Origin of the sequence: Mucilaginibacter sp., assembly GCF_028288205.1 — a bacterium.
GTDB lineage: Bacteria > Bacteroidota > Bacteroidia > Sphingobacteriales > Sphingobacteriaceae > Mucilaginibacter.
In genome coordinates this window covers 35,371-52,959 of the sequence record NZ_JAQBOD010000055.1, presented here as the reverse complement: position 1 = coordinate 52,959, position 17,589 = coordinate 35,371, and the positions used below count along the sequence as shown (strand labels likewise).

Below are 17,589 nucleotides of genomic sequence, written 5' to 3'. Positions count from 1 at the left end.
TATATGCCTACAATACAACTTTCGCGCGTGCATGGCGATTTTGGCTTTGCCGCCACCGATGAAAACGGACATACCGTTAATATGGATAGCAGCCCCGAAAGCGGGGGCCAAAACTATGGCGTGCGTCCAATGCAAATGCTGCTTATGGGCCTGGGCGGATGCTCTGCAATTGATGTAATCGCTATATTAAAGAAACAGCGTCAGGAAGTTAAGGATTATAAGATGGTGATCAACGGCGAACGCGAGGCAGGCAAAGAACCTTCTTTATGGAAAGAAATTAATATCGTATTTCACTTATATGGCGACATTGATCTTGACAAAGCCAAAAAAGCAGCAGAATTATCAGTTAATAAATATTGTTCAGTAGGTGCCACTTTAAATAAAGCAGGCGCCGAAATTAAATGGCAGGTGTTTGTACATCCTGCTGCATAATTATAAAACTATCTTACATCATGTCATCTACATCTAAATTAGATCCGATAAGCCAGGCTATACGCATTCAAACAGAAAGAACGCAGCAGCGCGAACATTCTACACCCTTATATTTAACCAGCAGCTTTATATTTGAAGAAGCGGAAGCTATGCGCGCCGCATTTGCTGATGAAACTGATGATAATATATACAGTCGTTTCAGCAATCCTAATGTAGACGAGTTTATAGATAAGATGTGTGCCCTTGAAGGCGCAGAAGATGGTTTTGCAACATCTACCGGAATGAGTGCCATATTCGGTGCGTTCTTTGCGCTGCTTAAGCAAGGCGATCATATAATAAGCTGCAGCTCTGTTTTTGGGAGCACTTATACCCTGGTTACCAAATACCTGCCCCGTTATGGTATTACCTGCACGTTAGTGCCTGCCGGCGACGAAGCGGCATGGGAAGCAGCTGTACAGCCAAATACAAAAATGATTTACCTGGAAACCCCAACCAACCCGCAATTAGAGGTATTGGATTTGGAGTGGTCAAATAAATTTGCCAAAAAGCATAACCTTATATTAAGTGTAGATAATTGTTTTGCAACACCATTACTGCAAAAACCCATTGAATACGGCGCGGACCTGGTAATACATTCTGCAACCAAATGGATAGACGGACAGGGTAGGGTGCTTGGTGGTATAATTGTTGGGCGCAAAGATCTGATAAAAGAAATTTACCTGTTTTGCCGTAACACCGGCCCGGCTATGTCACCTTTTAATGCCTGGGTATTAAGCAAAAGCTTAGAAACGCTTGATGTACGTATGCAACGCCATTGTGAAAATGCGCTTAAGGTTGCCGAAACCTTGCAAAAGCATCCTAACGTTTCGTGGGTAAAATATCCTTTCCTGGAAGGGCATCCGCAATACGCTATAGCTAAAAAACAAATGAAATTAGGCGGCGGTGTGTTTTGCATGGAAATAAAAGGCGGACTGGAAGCGGGCCGTAAATTTTTAGACGCTTTAGAAATGCTTTCGGTGACAGCTAATCTTGGCGATACACGCAGCATTGCATCACACCCGGCAAGTACCACGCACTCCAGGTTAACCGATGCAGAAAGATTAAGCGTTGGTATTACACCCGGGCTAATTCGTATTTCTGCCGGTTTAGAAAAAGCAGAGGATATTATTGCAGATATTATCCAGGCATTAGAAAAAAGCGCAGGTTAATTAAAACCTGTACTTTTTAAAACTATCCCCATATCATTACAAAACTGTATAGTTTTAAACTCATAACCTTTAATCCCTCAAACAGGTCATTTGTTATTCATTTAAAATATTATCAAGTGATTTATATCATTTGATAATTATTTTATACTCCATTTTCAATATATAACTTATTGTTTTTAAGTTCAGTGTATTTATTAATTTAAGTAAGTTGAATTGCGTTTTTGTGTATGGCACTAATGTTGCCTAAAGCCAGTTAACATCTGTCTTATTTAAGGCAGATCAACTAAAACAACAATCATGAAAAAAAATTTAAAAAAAGCCGCCCTCTTATTAACAGGAGTTCTGTTAGGCGGCAGTGTATTTGCCCAAACCGACTCTGTAAGTAGTAGAGAGTATGTAAAGCCATTTTCAGGCATTGGCTCATACCGCACCTGGTCAATAGGTGCTAACATTGGTGCTCCATCACTTTTGCTTGCTACAGGCGGACATAATGGTTTTAATCACTGGGACCCTACATTAGGCTATGGCCTGTCAATAAGGGATCAACTGGTACATTCATTCGGCCTGCAACTTGATTATAATGGTGGAAAGGTAAAGGGGGGAGTATCTTCAAAACAGCCCTATGTTACTAATATATATGGAGAGCGTTACACCAGTTTCAGTACTAAATATAATCAAGTAACCCTAAGCGGTGTATTAAACTTTGCTACGGTTGATTATTTGCGCCGTAAAAACGCTATTGGGTTTTATCTGAGCGCCGGTTTGGGTGTTGTTTATTATACGCCGACTGTTTATGGCGCAACTACCCCGGGTATCCCAACCACTGAATCAGCTTCATTTAACTCATCAAACATTGTTCTACCTGTTGGAGTAGGTGTAAAATTCAGGTTAACTGATGCGGTAAATTTAAACCTGGGATATAACGAAAACTTTATTGATGGAAGTAGCTTCAATGGTGCTAATCAATACCCTGTTACGAGTCATTACTCTTATGGTTATGCAGGTTTAGAATTTACATTAGGTGCAAAATCAAAACCAAGTATACAATGGGCTAATCCCATCGCCTCAATACGTCACGAGTATTTGACAGAGGAGCAAAGGCTGCAAGCATTAATTAATGCACAAAAAGCTGCAAATGATAAATTAAGAGCAGATATGGATGCAATGAATGCAACTTTGGCCAAATTTACTACCGATAGCGATGGTGATGGCGTTCCAGATTTCTTTGACAAATGCCCGGGTACGCCTGCAGGTGTTAAAGTTGATGGCTCTGGTTGTCCGTTACCTGTAGCAGCTGCAAAACCAGCTGATGTCAAAGTTTATATAACAGAAGAGGATAAGAAAATTGTTAAAGAAGCTATCAGAAATCTTGAATTTGATTTCGGTAAATCTACTATACGTGCGCATTCATTCCCAAGCTTAAGTAGGGTTGCTCAATTATTAATTGACAAGAACTTTAGCCTAAAATTGGCCGGACATACAGATAATGTAGGTTCGAACGATTTTAACTTAAGGTTGTCTAAAAATCGCGCGGAATCTGTTAAAGCTTTTTTAGTAAGTAAAGGCGCTAATCCGTCAAGCATAGAAGCTACAGGTTATGGAGAAACACAACCAATTGCAACTAACAAAACTGCAAAAGGTCGTCAAATGAACCGTCGTGTAGAGTTTACATTATTCTAATATCTAATACATAAGTGCAATTTCGTGTCTTTATACAATAGAAAAAGCCGCTCAATTTTGAGCGGCTTTTTCTATTAATGATTTTAATTACCCTTCATAAAAATCTATTAAAGCGCCAAAGTAGCTATTGTTCCAGCCATCAACAAAATCATCATATCCAGAATCGGGAATATTAGTATGTCTTAATTCTGCCGATGTGCCTCCTTTATCAGGATGCAGTTTGATGGTTACAATAGATTCTTCTGTCTGTCCATCAAAATACCATTGCTGAACTATTTTTTTACCGGGATCAAACTCAAGGTTCTTGCCAATAATACTCCCATCCCACATAGAAAACTCAGAGCCGGGTTCCGTCGACATTTCTGCAGTGTCACCCGTCCATAACTCAATAGTAAGCGGATTGGTAAGCGCCATATAAACTTCATCCGGAGTAGCCGGAATTATATAATATTTTTTAAAATCTTTCACTTGCGCAATTTAGCTATTTACCGGGCCAATTGGCAACACCGTTTTTCCATAAACTTCATTTAGTACCTGGGCAATACCTGTATAAATTGCCGATGCGCCGCAAATTATACCTTCATATCCGGCTAAATGTGTAATGTTTTTATTTTCAGTGGCATCGCCAATAGCCAGTAATGCAAATAAAATGGTAAGTGAACCAAAAACAAATTGTAATGCGCGATTTAATTTTAGTGTACCAAAAAATAGACAAAAGGTAAACAAACCCCACATTGCCAGGTAAGCAACCATGGCAGAACCCGCCGGAGCCGCAACCCATCCTAACTTTGGTAATACAATTAATCCTACAAGCGATAGCCAGAAAAACCCATAGGATGTAAAAGCTGTTAAACCAAAAGTGTTATTTTTTTTAGCTTCAATAATACCAGCAATCACTTGTGCCAGGCCGCCATAAAAAATGCCCATTGCCAGTATCATGGAATTTATTTCGAAAAATCCGGCATTGTGAATATTTAACAGAACGGTTGTTATACCAAAAGCGCATAAGCCAAGTGGTGCAGGATTGGCTATGCCATCCTTAACAGGAGCAATTGTTGTCATAAAATGATTTGGTTTTAATGGTTTATGATGCAATTTAAATGATTTATAATCATTTGCAAATATTAAAAGCAGATTAATAACTTTATATTTAAGCCACAACCATGCAAAAATTAGTATTAATACGCCACGGTGAAAGTGTTTGGAACCGGGAAAACAGGTTTACGGGATGGACAGATGTTGATCTTTCGGATGAGGGCTATCAGCAAGCTAAAAGGGCAGGGCAGTTATTAAAAAAGTATGATTATAATTTTGATATTGGATTTACTTCATTGCTAAAGCGATCTATAAAAACCCTGCATATAGTATTAGAAGAACTTGATCATTTATGGATACCTGTTGAAAAATCATGGCGGCTTAATGAGCGTTTTTATGGTGCTTTACAAGGAATAAATAAAGATGAAGCAGTGGGAAAGTATGGCATAGAACAGGTACAAAAATGGCGCAGGGATCCGAATGAAGCTCCACCATCTATTACCAAAGAAGATAAGCGTTACCCGGGCCATGATATACGATATGAGGACCTTACCGAACGCGAATTACCACTAACAGAAAATTTAAGCCAAACGATGGATAGGGTATTACCCTTTTGGAATGAGACCATCATACCCGCAATTCGTAAAAATGAAAAGGTAATTATTTGTGCGCATGGCAATAGTTTACGGGCATTAATTAAATATATAGATAATCTTTCTGATAAAGATGTTACCGCCCTTGAAATACCAACAGCTGTACCATGTGTATATGAGCTGGACGAAGGGTTAAACAGGATACGGCATTATTACCTGGAGTAAGTAACTTATTTGATGGGATAGTAATGAAAATACTTCATTAACTTGTATATCTGCCTGCATCGAATTACTTTCGTTTATTATTATAAACCCAATAAACCACATGAAAAAGTTAACAGGATTATTATTGATTCTTTCGTTATTTACTGTAACAGCTTTTGCGCAAAGCGCTGATCAGAAAGCCGTAGCAAAACAAATTGAGGCGCTGCGCAAAGCCATGATTGCGGGCGACAGGGCTGCGCTTAACAGCCTTACCCTGCCCGACCTCCATTATGCACATTCTATGGATGTTATACAAACCAGGTCTGGTTTCGTTGATTCATTAGCTACTAAAACATGGACCTTTACCAAAATTATAATTACCAAACAGGAGATACATGTTAGCGGCAATACTGCAACTGTAACACACCGGCTTTATGGCGATATTAAAAATGTTGGAAAAGATGCTGCAAAAACAGCCTTAGGTGTAATGCAGGTATGGAAAAAAGTAAACGGGAAATGGTTACTATTGGCAAGATCTGCTTACAAGTTGATGCCGCCAAATGATGTGCCGCCGGCTCAATAATATATTAACCTTACGAAGTTTAATTCGGTAGTGTTTGTTTTTAAAGGCCTCATTGAGGGCTTCGCCGTTTAAAAACTTCGTAAGGTTTTCTAAAGATTAGCTTTCACTCTTATACAGATCACCTGCTTTTTCAGCAGATAATTTTATACCTTTTATCATAGCAGAACTGAAGCCATTATGCTCCATTTCATTTAATCCGGCTATGGTACAACCCTTAGGTGATGTTACTTTATCAATTTCCTGTTCAGGGTGTGAATTTAACTGCAGCAGCAGGTTAGCCGCTCCTTTAGCGGTTTGCGCGGCCATTTTAAGGGCATCATGGGCATGAAAACCAATCTCAGTTCCGCCTTGCGATGCGGCACGTATAGAACGCAGGAAAAATGCTATACCGCAGGCACACAATGCAGTTGCGGCAGTCATTAATTCTTCATTAATAATAATACTTACACCTACTGTATCAAATAGTGACCTTACCAGTGTGATATTCTTATTGGTCCCATTATCGGTAGCAATACAAGTCATAGAATCGCCAATAGCTATAGCCGTATTTGGCATAGCACGCACAACCTGTATGTTCACTTCAAGGTGTTGGCGTATCTCTTCACAACTTACACCTGATATTACAGAAACAAGCAACTGTTTTTCTGATTTAATACCAGGTTTTATTTCATCCAGTAATTTATTTAACTGTTGAGGTAATACAGCCAATATTACAATATCGGCCTTTTTTGCAGCCTTAGCATTGTTATTTGTGATTTGATAACCCAGTTCTGCATAATCAGCTAATGCATCTAAATTTCTGCGTGTAAGGGTAATTTGCTGGGGTTTAAAAATACCGGCTTTTACCAATCCCTTTGCTAACGATAAACCAATATTACCGCTGCCTAATATGGCAATATGTTGTTGCATGTTCATATATCTTTACTTAAACGTGTGCCAAATGTTTTGTTTTGTTTTAGCTCTCCTAAATCATTACTGTGGCCAATAACTACGGCTTTAACACCGCATGCTATCGCCGTAAATGCATTGTCTAATTTGGGCAACATACCGCTATGTATGATCTGCCGTTTTTTTAATTCTTCATAACGGGCGGGGTTAATATCCCTTATTATAGAATCGTCATCATTTATATCCATTAGTACACCTTTCTTTTCGAAACAGTATATCAATGTGGTTTCAAATAAGTCAGATAAGGCAACAGCTAACGCCGACGCTATTGTATCTGCATTAGTATTTAAGAGTTGTCCTTCGCCATCATGTGTTAGTGCGCAAAAAGCAGGAGCGAAGCCTGCTTCCATTAATTTGCTTAACCCTTTACTATCAATTGATTTTTCATCTATATCGCCAACAAATCCATAATCAATTGTTTTTACCGGTCGTTTTTTTGTGCGGATAAAATTTCCATCGGCACCTGTAAGCCCAATGGCGTTTGTACCAAAGCGTTGCAACTGCGCTACAATATTCTTATTTATTAATCCCCCATAAACCATGGTAACTACCCGCAGGGTTTCAATATCAGTTATTCTGCGGCCATCAACCAGCTGGGTTTCAATGCCTAATGTTTCGGCTAATTGTGTAGCTACCTTACCACCTCCGTGTACCAATATCTTATAACCATCCAACGCTGTAAAATCCTTTAAAAAATGATACAGGTTTTCTGAATTATCAATAACATTTCCCCCAATTTTAATGATATTTAGGTTTTTCATTGATGATATTTGATATTAAAGGGTAAAAATAGCTAAATAATAGGTTAAATAAGGAGATGCGGTCTAAAAAAATACTTCTTTTAACTAAATAAAATCACAAAACTGCTTAATGTGACAAAAAAGTAGTAAAACTATTGTATATGCTACTGTAAATACAACCAATCATATATAATATAAATGATAATAATATCACAGTGGTAACAACTAACTATACGTGGTTTGGCATCATTAATGTTAATATATTTACACAATTATGAAAATGAGGCCTTTACAAACACAATGTTTATTGCATACTATTGTACATGGATCAACAAAAAAATAGCAAACCCCGCGTAGTAATTATTGGCGGCGGGTTTGCTGGTTTACAATTGGCAAAAAAACTCAAAAAAGCACCGGTTGATATACTAATGCTTGATAAGCACAATTACCATACCTTTCAGCCTTTATTATACCAGGTGGCAATGGGTGCTATTCCGGCCGATTCTATCGCTTTTCCTATCCGTAGAATATTTACCTGTCAGGACAATTTTAGTTTTAATCTGGCTCATGTAGAAGCTATTAACCCTGAAACAAATATCCTTACAACCAATATAGGCAATATTCATTATGATTATTTGGTTATTGCAACAGGCTCAAATACCAACTTTTTTGGTAATACAACAATTGAAAATTGTGCAATGCCAATGAAAAATGTACCGGAGGCATTAAACTTACGGGGCCTTATTCTACAGCATTTAGAGATGGCCATGATAACCAAAGAAAAAGACGAGAAAGATGCCTTAATGACTTTTGTAGTAGTAGGAGGCGGCCCTACAGGCGTTGAACTTTCAGGGGCTTTAGCCGAGATGCGACATTTAATTCTGCAAAAAGATTATCATGGACTGAGTAAACATGACATGAACGTTTATTTGGTAGAAGGCAAAGACAGGCTACTGGCAGCAATGTCTGACGGGGCTTCAAAAAAGGCTAAACAGTTTCTTTTGGCAAATGATGTTACCATATATAACAGCGTTCATGTAGAAAGCTATGACGGGTTAATATTAAAGATAGATGATGGAATGACGATAAAAACCCGTAACGTATTTTGGGCAGCAGGTGTAATGGGCGAGGTACCCCAGGGAATAACAAATGCTACGTTAACCCGTGGCTCGCGCATACAAACCGATGAAATAAATAGGGTAAAGGGCTATCAAAATATTTTTGCTATAGGGGATGTATCAGCTATAATAAGCGAAGAATATCCTAACGGCCATCCGGGTGTTGCACCTGCAGCTATACAACAAGGGGCATGGCTGGCCAAAAACCTGGTTCATTTAATAAATGCAGAACCGACAGAACCTTTTAAATATCATGATAAAGGTACGCTGGCTACCATTGGGCGTAATAAATCGGTAGCAGATTTGGGCAGGCTACATTTCCAGGGATTTTTTGCCTGGCTTTTATGGGGTTTTGTACATATCATGTCGTTAGCGGGCTTTTCAAATAAAACGTCGGTTTTTTTAACCTGGGCCATAAATTATTTTACCAAAAACAGTGATAACCGCTTAATAATAAGAAGTTTTAACCGTCAAACCAGAACGGTTGAACCTGAAAAGTAATATAGTCATAACTTAATACCATTAAAATGGATCTGTTTGTAATTATTGCTTTATTGGTTATAGTGAGTGCCATCTACTCCTACATTAATGCCCGCTTTATAAAACTACCGGGTACAATTGGTATAGTTACTATAGCTATACTGGTATCGGTAATAACTATTACTATTGATAAGCTAAACCCAGGCATTGAACGATATCTTACGTTACTGGCAAAGAATATAAATTTTTCGAGCACGGTATTAAACATTATGCTGGGTTTTTTACTTTTCTCCGGTTCGTTTTCATTAAATACTAAAAGATTAAAAAAAGAAATGCGGCCCGTATTTATACTAAGTACGTTAGGGGTTATATTTTCAACCGCTATTTTTGGTGGATTGTTTTATGGTGTTACCACGCTGTTTCATATCCATGTGCCGTTGGTTTACTGCTTTTTATTTGGTGCGCTGATTTCGCCAACCGACCCGGTAGCAGTAGGAGCGATCATCAAAAATTCAAAATTGCCGGTAAACCTGGAAACTATAATTTCCGGCGAATCCTTATTTAATGATGGTATAGGGCTGGTACTATTTATTACCATATTAGAGTTTACGCAGTCAGGCAGCGACAAATTAGATTTTGCCAAAACAAGCATTTTATTTATTCGTGAGGTGTTTGGTGGAATCATTTTGGGAATTGTATTTGGTTTTATTGCTTTCCGGCTAATGAAAACCATTACTGATTTTCAAACCATTGTTTTGGTATCACTTGCATTAGTTATGAGCATTTCTGTTGTAGCTGCGTTTATGGATTTTTCTATCCCGTTGGCTGTTGTGTGCGCCGGGTTATTTGCCGGTAACCAAACTATAAATATTGATAGTACTGAGCACTCGCACCAGGCGCTCGAGAAGTTTTGGCAGCTAATAGATGAAATGCTAAACACAATTTTATTTGTAATGATAGGCCTGCAAATGATCAATTTACCCTATTTAAATAATTACTGGTTGATAGGTGGGGTGGGAATATTTGTGATATTAATAGCACGTTGGCTAAGTATTAGTTTACCCTTAACTTTTTTGCGTCGTACATTAAATATTAGTTATAGCAGTGTAAATATTCTTACCTGGGCAGGATTGCGTGGGGGCATATCAATTGCGTTGGCGCTATCATTACCTGCCAGTCCCTATCGGCATATTATATTGGCAGGTAGTTATTTTATAGTGATATTCTCGGTGATAGTGCAGGGGTTAACCTTGAATAGGGTTATTAACGCATCAATTAAGCCTGATGGTAAATAATTATTTCAATTTTGCCATATAAGTTTATAAACTCTCCAACATTTGCTTCAATACTGCCTGAGCTGCCCATACACGATTACCAGCTTCGTGAACCACAATTGAGTTCGGTCCGTCTAAAACCTCAGCTGATAACTCCAAATTACGGCGCACTGGTAAGCAATGCATTACCTTTGCATTGTTGGTGATCTTTAATTTTTCATTGGTCAGCATCCAATCTTCATTACCCGGGAATATCTGCCCGTAAGGCTCAAAAGCCGACCAGTTTTTTACGTAAATAAAATCAGCGTCAGCTAAAGCCTCATCCTGGTTAGTGGTGATGGTAGCGCCTTGTGTAAAATCGGTACAAAGTTCATAACCGGCAGGTTGGGCAATAGTAAAATCAACATCAGCCTTACATATCCATTCGGCAAAAGAGTTTGGTACAGCCTGTGGTAGTGGCTTAATATGTGGTGCCCAGGTTAATACAACTTTAGGGCGTGCTTTAGTTTTTAATTCTTCTATAGAGATCAGATCGGCTAAACTTTGTAGTGGGTGACGGGTGGCCGATTCTAAACTTACCAACGGCACACCGCAAAACTCAACAAACTTATTAAATACTACTTCGGCATAATCCTCATTACGATCTTTTAGTCCGGGAAAAGAGCGTACCCCTATAATGTCCACATACTGCCCCATAACAGCCGCAGCTTCGCGAATGTGCTCTACAGTAGTGCCGTTCATTACAACGTTGTCACGAAGCTCTAATGCCCATCCTTCCTTATCTACATTAAGCACCATAACGTTCATCCCCAGGTTAAGGGCAGCTTTCTGCGTGCTCATGCGCGTACGTAAGCTTGGGTTAAGAAAAACCAGTCCCAATGTTTTGTTTTTACCCAAATGCTGGTGCGCGTAAGGGTTTTGCTTTAACTCCAATGCTTCGGCAACAAGTGCTTTAATATCGGTTACGTCGTTAACGGAAGAGAATAGTTTCATAATTTATTAAAATTCTTTGTCATTTCGAGCGCAGCGGGAAATCTATACATGCTAAGCAAATATCCAACTAATGTATAGATTCCTCCCGCTGGTCGAAATGATATGCTATTTATTGATTACAGTTGTAAAAGCCTCTAAAAATTGATCAGCATGTGCTTTGGTTAAATTTAATGCCGGCAGCAGCCTGATCACGTTTGGTTTAGCCTCGCCGGTAAATATATGATGTTTAAATAGCAGGTCCTTTTTGGCGTGTGCATATTCGGCAGGCAGTTCTATGCCTATCATTAGGCCACGTCCACGCACTTCTTTAACCTGTTTGAATTTCTTCAATTCATCAATTAAATATGCACCAACTGTAGCTGCATTTTGCAGTAAATTATCCTGTTCCATTACTTCTAATACTGCTAACGCAGCAGCGCAGGCCAAATGGTTGCCTCCAAAAGTAGTACCCAACATACCATATGCGGGCTGTATTTTTGGCGATATACTTATGGCCCCAATAGGGAAACCGTTACCCATTCCTTTAGCCATAGTATAAATATCTGCATTTATCCCGGCAAAATCATGCGAATAAAACTTGCCTGTCCGTCCGTATCCGCATTGTATACCATCTGCAATAAATACCGCGTTATGGGTATCGCAAAGCGACCTTATTTTTTGCAGGAAACTTTCCGGTGCAACCTGTATACCACCAACTCCCTGTATACCTTCAATAATTACTGATGATATTTCATTATCAACAAAAGTCTGTTCTAAAGCTGCCTCATCTTTCCATGGAACGAAAATTACATTATCTGTTTCATTAACAGGGGCAACTATCTTTGGGTTGTCTGTAACTGCTACTGCTAATGATGTCCGTCCGTGGAAAGCACCGGTAAATGCGATAACCTTCTTTTTGCCATTATAGAAAGAGGCCAGTTTTAAAGCATTCTCATTGGCTTCAGCGCCCGAGTTAACTAAAAATAACTGGTAATCTTCCTTACCTGATACACGACCTAATTTCTCGGCTAATTCTTTTTGTAAAGGAATTTCTATTGAGTTAGAATAAAATCCTATTTGATGTAATTGATTTTCTAACCGTTTTACATAATGCGTATTAGTATGGCCGATAGAGATAACAGCGTGGCCGCCATACAGGTCCAGGTATTCTTGTCCTTTATCATCATAAACCAAACTGCCAACACCTTTTACAATATTGATAGGGTTAATAGGATATACGTCGAATAATTTCATTTTTATTTAGATAAGGTATAAAATTTAGATACTTAATACAGTGTTTCGAGGTGGCTCGGGGCTAAAAGCCCGTCGCCTTAAGTCGTAATCCTGCGCGCTCATCAAAGCCAAATAATAGGTTCATGTTCTGAACCGCCTGACCCGAGGCGCCTTTAAGTAAATTATCTAACATGCTTATAATAAATAGTTTATTACCATGTTTCTTAACCTGTAAAAATACTTTATTGGTATTTACCACTTGTTTAAGGTCTATATTCCTGTCGGTTACATGGGTAAATGGGTGACCTGCAAAAAAGTCCTCATAAAGCTTCAACGCTTCTTCTTCGGATAACTCGCTATCCATATAAATAGATGCAAAAATGCCTCTTGTAAAATCGCCCCTATATGGTATGAAATTTAAAGTTTGATCAAATGTAGGTTGTAGTTGTTTTAAAGATTCGCCGATCTCACTTAAATGCTGGTGATTAAAAACCTTATAAACCGAAAGATTATCATTTCTCCAGGTAAAGTGAGAGGTAGCAGCCAAACTCTGACCAGCACCTGTAGAACCAGTTGTAGCCGAAATATGAACCTCGCTATTTAATAATCCTTTGCTGGCTAATGGCAATAAACCTAATTGCAGGCAGGTAGCAAAGCAGCCCGGGTTTGCTATATTTTGTGCCGATTTAATAGCGCCCCTGTTTAATTCTGGTAAACCGTAAACGAAACTTTTTGAACCTGTTTTTGAATTTTTACTCAACCTAAAATCCTGGCTTAGGTCAATAATCTTCACATTATCAGGTATCGCGTTAGCCTCTAAAAACTTTTTAGCATCGCCATGGCCGACGCATAAAAATAGTACATCTATGTCGGTTTGTAGTCCGTCCGAAAATTTTAGCTCTGTATCACCGAACAGATCGGTATGCACCTCGTAAATATAATTACCGGCATTGCTGGTACTATTTACAAAGGCAATATCTACGTTGGGGTGGTTAATTAATATCCGCAGCATTTCACCGCCGGTATAGCCCGCACCACCAATTATTCCGGCTTTTATTTTATTTGATCTCAATTCTGTCATTTTTTGTTGATGGATAAGAATATAAAATAAACTCCAGGTCGGTATTTTGATGATTAGCTATAAAATGCTTCTGATTTGGATTGATCTGTATGGCCTGCTGCTCCCTTAGTTCAATCACCTTACCATCAATAGTAAACTTGGCCCTTCCCCTTAAAATAAAGAAAAATTGGATAGCCTTTTCATGATGATGCATCTTTTCAGCCGTATCAGGCGGCATTAATTCTTGCTTGACGGATAGCGCTTCGGTATCAACAAAGGTCCACCCATGGCAATCATCGCCCCAGGTATAATGCTCAATACATTCGCCTTTTGAAAATACCGTATTCATTATTCAGGTCCGTTAACTTTATGATAGATCATTACCTGGTTACCAAATATTTTTGAGAACCCTTTTACATCCTCGCCACTCCATGAATTATTCATTTCACCATAGCTGCCAAATTTGTTCGACATCAGGTCATGATCCGACTCAATACCAATTATTTGGAAACGATAAGGATGCAATTGTACAAATACTTTGCCGCTTACATTCTTCTGCGTATCAGTTAAAAATGCTTCCATATTACGCATAATAGGATCATGAAACTGCCCTTCGTGCAGCCAGTTACCGTAAAACACAGATAGTTGGTCTTTCCACGTTAACTGCCATTTGGTTAAGGTATGTTTTTCTAAAGTATGATGAGCTTTAATAATGATCATCGGCGCGGCAGCTTCAAAGCCAACACGGCCCTTAATGCCTATAATAGTATCGCCAACGTGTATATCACGGCCAATACCATAAGGTTGAGCGATAGCCTGTAAAGACTGTATAGCTTTGGTCGGATGATCATATCTTTCATCATCTATACCAACTAATTCACCCTTTTCAAAAATTAACTCAAGGCTCCTGACTTCAGACTCACTGACTTGTGTTGGCCATGCCTCTTCCGGCAAACCTAAGTTTGAGGTTAAAGTTTCTTTACCACCAACTGATGTTCCCCAAATGCCTTTGTTGATAGAGTACTTCGCTTTTTCAAAGTTCATTTCAACGCCGTGCTTTTTAAGGTATTCTATCTCGGCTTCACGACTTAATTTCAGATCGCGAATAGGAGTGATGATGCCCACTTCGGGGATAAGAATATTAAATATCATATCAAACCTAACCTGGTCATTACCGGCGCCTGTGCTGCCATGAGCCACATATTCGGCACCAATTTCTTTGGCATAGTTAGCAATAGCGGTTGCCTGACTAACGCGCTCCGCACTTACAGAAAGAGGGTAGGTGTTATTTTTTAATACATTACCATATATAAGGTAACGTACGCAGGTATTGTAAAAATTCTCGGTCTCATCAACTACATGGTGCGATGTTACACCCATTTCATAAGCGCGCTTTTCCACCTGGTTCAATTCTTCAGCACTAAAACCGCCAGTGTTTACTATTACTGAGTGTACCTCGTAACCTAAATCACGCGTTAGATAAATGCAGCAAAATGAGGTGTCTAATCCGCCGCTGTAGGCAAGTACTACTTTCTTTTTCATTGAGGTAAAAGGTAAAAGGAGAAAGGTAAAAGGTTATTTTCCATTTCTTAAAAAATTTATAAATGAAATTAACATTGCCTTTACTTCGTTAATTAATGAGTTTATTAAATCGTATTGATCTTGGGTAATATAATCAAGATCGAAAATTAAATAGCAAGTATATTCTGCTTCAAGGGTCGAACCCAAAGCATTATCCAGATAATGTGCAAAATCTTTATCGGTGTTTTTACCACACCCTTCTACAATATTTAAAGGAATCGAGTAAGTTGACCGACGTAATTGGCTGGTTAAAGCAAAGCGCTCTTCAATAGGCATTAATGGCAAAACATCTTTATACATTTGCTTTGTCAGTAAATGTGATTTTTTCCATACATCGAGTTTTTTATAATCTCTCATTACCTTTAACCTTTCGCCTTTTACCTTTAACCTCTATCTAAAATACTTTCAAGTCCTGACCAAAACTTTTAATGGCGTTTTCAATACGCTCAAATAAAGTGGCTTTGTGTGTTATTTTTCTAAGCTTGTCATCATCATTCTCTTTCTTCTCCGCATCTTTTGCTTTCTCTGCCGGATCAAAAAGCATAGCGGTACACATGCAGTTTTTGCGCTCTTTCATGGTTAATATATCATAATTAACGCAGCTTTTGCAGCCTTTCCAAAAATCCTCATCCTGCGTAAGTTCAGAATAAGTTACCGGTTCGTAGCCTAACTCAGAGTTTATCTTCATTACGGCCAGTCCGGTTGTTAGGCCAAATAGCTTTGCTTCAGGGTACTTTGTTCTTGAAAGCTCGAATATTTTATGCTTAATAGCCTTAGCTAAACCTACTTTACGGTATTGCGGCGCTACTATTAAGCCAGAGTTAGCCACAAAGTCGCCGTGGCTCCAGGTTTCAATATAGCAAAAACCTGCCCAGGTACCATCTTTATATAGCGCGATAACCGCTTTGCCTTCCAGCATTTTATCGGCAACATACTCAGGCGAGCGTTGGGCAATGCCCGTGCCACGTGCCTTTGCCGACTCTGCCATCTCATCGCAAATGATAGGGGCATAGTCTACATGCTGGGCAGAAGCAACCTGAATATCAAAATCTTGTATAGTCATTGTAAATAGAAAAATTACTGTTAAAATAATGGTTTGTTAAACCTTAAGTAATTAGATGATTTTTTGTTGAAGAAGTTTAAAAAACTTCGGTGACGGGCAATAGGATAGCTTAGCAATTAAACCCGCGGGATAAATAGCCTTCGTCGTGATGGAGAAAATAAAACAGTTGAAACCAAAGCAGCGGCAACCGGAGCAATAATTGCTCTTACAGTGGGCTTATTTAAGGTTTGCAGATTCATTTTAATTATAATGTTTGTTTTATTTAAAATTTGATGCAAAAGTTTGCATTAAATTTTAAATATGCAAGGAAAATGTTAATTAGTTTTTGGTTGATTAGGTTAAATGGTTAATTAAGTTAAGTAGTTGACAGTGTTATGATAAAACCAAACCATTCACTTAATCAACTATTCACCAATCAACGCCGCTTCGCAACTATATCATCTACTATCATATCCGCGTGTATGCGGCTGTTTTCAATGAACCATAAATGCGTATCTAAACCACCGCATACTACGCCTGCAAGGTATAAGCCGGGCAGGTTGGTTTCCATAGTTTCGTGATTGTATTCGGGGATAAATTTATCATCGGATAGTTTGAGCCCCCATTTCTTTAACTGGTCGAAATTTGGTTTATAACCTGTCATCGCCATAACAAAATCATTAGGGATGGTTATAGTACCTTCCGGCGTTTCAATATCAACCTCGGTTTCGCGTATGGCTTTAAGGTTCGAGTTAAAATAAGCTTTAACACTGCCTTCTTTAATACGGTTAATAATATCGGGTCTTACCCAGTATTTAACACGCTGGCTTATTTCGCTTCCGCGGATTATGAGCGTAACGTCAGCACCTTTTCTAAAGGTTTCCAGTGCCACATCAATGGCCGAATTGCTTGACCCCACCACAACTATCTTTTGCATGGCGAAGTAATGCGGGTCTTTATAATAATGCTTTACTTTAGGCAGGTCCTCGCCGGGGATATCCAGGTTAACGGCCACATCATAAAATCCGGTTGATATGATGATGCGCTTAGTCTGGTAAGTAGCTTTGCTGGTTGTAACCGTATAAATAGCGTTATCGCGCGTAACAGCTGTTACTTCTTCAAATAGATTTATAGGAAGATGATTAGATGTTGCCACCCTGCGATAATATTCCAACGCCTCGGCACGGGTGGGTTTGTTGCTGATGGTTACGAATGGTATGCCGCCTATCTCCAGTTTTTCTGATGTAGAAAAGAAGGTCATGGTAGCAGGGTAGTTATAAAGCGAATTTACCAGGCAACCTTTTTCGATAATAACAAAGCTTAAACCTGCTTTTTGTGCCTTAAGGCCGCAGGCTATTCCTATGGGGCCACCGCCGATGATGAGTATATCGAGCATTTTATTTTGA

The 17,589-nt window shown here is 38.9% G+C and carries 19 protein-coding genes; 7 read left to right on the top strand and 12 right to left on the bottom strand.

What is annotated here, in order from left to right:
• The first annotated feature begins 3 nt into the window (after positions 1-3).
• The 3 genes from JWR23_RS12615 to JWR23_RS12605 all read left to right on the top strand — a co-directional run bounded on the left by JWR23_RS12615 (position 4) and on the right by JWR23_RS12605 (position 3,320).
• Positions 4-432 carry an OsmC family protein gene (locus JWR23_RS12615; RefSeq protein ID WP_299516486.1) on the top strand — a complete coding sequence of 143 codons (429 nt, stop codon included), beginning with the start codon at positions 4-6 and terminating at the stop codon, positions 430-432.
• 20 nt (positions 433-452) lie between these two features.
• The gene (locus JWR23_RS12610; RefSeq protein ID WP_299516484.1) at positions 453-1,640 is read left to right on the top strand and encodes an aminotransferase class I/II-fold pyridoxal phosphate-dependent enzyme; all 1,188 of its coding nucleotides are present in this window, start codon (positions 453-455) and stop codon (positions 1,638-1,640) included.
• Between the two features lie 297 nt (positions 1,641-1,937).
• On the top strand, positions 1,938-3,320 hold the full coding sequence (locus JWR23_RS12605) for an OmpA family protein (protein ID WP_299516482.1): 1,383 nt from the start codon (positions 1,938-1,940) through the stop codon (positions 3,318-3,320).
• 87 nt (positions 3,321-3,407) lie between these two features.
• Here the strand turns inward: JWR23_RS12605 and JWR23_RS12600 are convergent, their stop codons facing one another.
• Positions 3,408-3,788 carry an SRPBCC domain-containing protein gene (locus tag JWR23_RS12600; RefSeq protein WP_299516480.1) on the bottom strand — a complete coding sequence of 127 codons (381 nt, stop codon included), beginning with the start codon at positions 3,786-3,788 and terminating at the stop codon, positions 3,408-3,410.
• Positions 3,789-3,797: 9 nt separating this feature from the next.
• Positions 3,798-4,382, bottom strand: a complete 585-nt coding sequence (locus tag JWR23_RS12595) for an acetate uptake transporter (RefSeq protein WP_299516478.1) — start codon at positions 4,380-4,382, stop codon at positions 3,798-3,800.
• Between the two features lie 101 nt (positions 4,383-4,483).
• Between JWR23_RS12595 and gpmA the strand changes: the two genes are divergently transcribed.
• Together gpmA and JWR23_RS12585 are read left to right on the top strand one after the other, a co-directional pair.
• Entirely contained in the window at positions 4,484-5,173 is a 690-nt protein-coding gene (gene gpmA, locus JWR23_RS12590) for a 2,3-diphosphoglycerate-dependent phosphoglycerate mutase (RefSeq protein ID WP_299516476.1), read from the top strand.
• A 100-nt stretch (positions 5,174-5,273) separates the two neighbouring features.
• Complete coding sequence (locus tag JWR23_RS12585) at positions 5,274-5,735, top strand: nuclear transport factor 2 family protein (RefSeq protein ID WP_299516474.1); 462 nt, start codon at positions 5,274-5,276, stop codon at positions 5,733-5,735.
• A gap of 96 nt (positions 5,736-5,831) precedes the next feature.
• On the opposite strand, the gene proC is transcribed toward JWR23_RS12585, so the two are convergent.
• Both proC and argB read right to left on the bottom strand, forming a co-directional pair.
• Positions 5,832-6,650, bottom strand: a complete 819-nt coding sequence (gene proC / locus JWR23_RS12580) for a pyrroline-5-carboxylate reductase (protein ID WP_299516473.1) — start codon at positions 6,648-6,650, stop codon at positions 5,832-5,834.
• Positions 6,647-7,444: an acetylglutamate kinase gene (gene argB, locus JWR23_RS12575; protein WP_299516472.1), complete on the bottom strand. Its 798-nt coding sequence runs from the start codon at positions 7,442-7,444 to the stop codon at positions 6,647-6,649. The genes proC and argB overlap by 4 nt, the downstream gene beginning before the upstream one ends.
• Before the next feature lie 302 nt (positions 7,445-7,746).
• Here argB and JWR23_RS12570 point away from each other — a divergent pair, with 302 nt between their 5' ends.
• Together JWR23_RS12570 and JWR23_RS12565 are read left to right on the top strand one after the other, a co-directional pair.
• Positions 7,747-9,042, top strand: a complete 1,296-nt coding sequence (locus tag JWR23_RS12570) for an NAD(P)/FAD-dependent oxidoreductase (protein WP_299516471.1) — start codon at positions 7,747-7,749, stop codon at positions 9,040-9,042.
• 26 nt (positions 9,043-9,068) lie between these two features.
• Entirely contained in the window at positions 9,069-10,316 is a 1,248-nt protein-coding gene (locus tag JWR23_RS12565) for a sodium:proton antiporter (RefSeq protein WP_299516470.1), read from the top strand.
• A gap of 24 nt (positions 10,317-10,340) precedes the next feature.
• Here the strand turns inward: JWR23_RS12565 and JWR23_RS12560 are convergent, their stop codons facing one another.
• From JWR23_RS12560 to JWR23_RS12525, 8 genes are all read right to left on the bottom strand, one after another.
• The gene (locus tag JWR23_RS12560; protein ID WP_299516469.1) at positions 10,341-11,288 is read right to left on the bottom strand and encodes an acetylornithine carbamoyltransferase; all 948 of its coding nucleotides are present in this window, start codon (positions 11,286-11,288) and stop codon (positions 10,341-10,343) included.
• A gap of 105 nt (positions 11,289-11,393) precedes the next feature.
• Positions 11,394-12,521, bottom strand: coding sequence for an aminotransferase class III-fold pyridoxal phosphate-dependent enzyme (locus tag JWR23_RS12555; RefSeq protein ID WP_299516467.1), 1,128 nt, complete (start codon positions 12,519-12,521; stop codon positions 11,394-11,396).
• A gap of 61 nt (positions 12,522-12,582) precedes the next feature.
• Entirely contained in the window at positions 12,583-13,581 is a 999-nt protein-coding gene (gene argC / locus JWR23_RS12550) for an N-acetyl-gamma-glutamyl-phosphate reductase (RefSeq protein ID WP_299516466.1), read from the bottom strand.
• Entirely contained in the window at positions 13,559-13,909 is a 351-nt protein-coding gene (locus JWR23_RS12545; protein WP_299516465.1) for a cupin domain-containing protein, read from the bottom strand. The genes argC and JWR23_RS12545 overlap by 23 nt, the downstream gene beginning before the upstream one ends.
• On the bottom strand, positions 13,909-15,102 hold the full coding sequence (argG, locus tag JWR23_RS12540) for an argininosuccinate synthase (RefSeq protein ID WP_299516464.1): 1,194 nt from the start codon (positions 15,100-15,102) through the stop codon (positions 13,909-13,911). The genes JWR23_RS12545 and argG overlap by 1 nt, the downstream gene beginning before the upstream one ends.
• 33 nt (positions 15,103-15,135) lie before the next feature.
• Positions 15,136-15,498 carry a four helix bundle protein gene (locus tag JWR23_RS12535; RefSeq protein WP_299516463.1) on the bottom strand — a complete coding sequence of 121 codons (363 nt, stop codon included), beginning with the start codon at positions 15,496-15,498 and terminating at the stop codon, positions 15,136-15,138.
• A gap of 37 nt (positions 15,499-15,535) precedes the next feature.
• Positions 15,536-16,204: a GNAT family N-acetyltransferase gene (locus JWR23_RS12530; RefSeq protein ID WP_299516462.1), complete on the bottom strand. Its 669-nt coding sequence runs from the start codon at positions 16,202-16,204 to the stop codon at positions 15,536-15,538.
• A gap of 415 nt (positions 16,205-16,619) precedes the next feature.
• Positions 16,620-17,579 carry a YpdA family putative bacillithiol disulfide reductase gene (locus JWR23_RS12525; RefSeq protein WP_299516461.1) on the bottom strand — a complete coding sequence of 320 codons (960 nt, stop codon included), beginning with the start codon at positions 17,577-17,579 and terminating at the stop codon, positions 16,620-16,622.
• Positions 17,580-17,589: the final 10 nt, after the last annotated feature.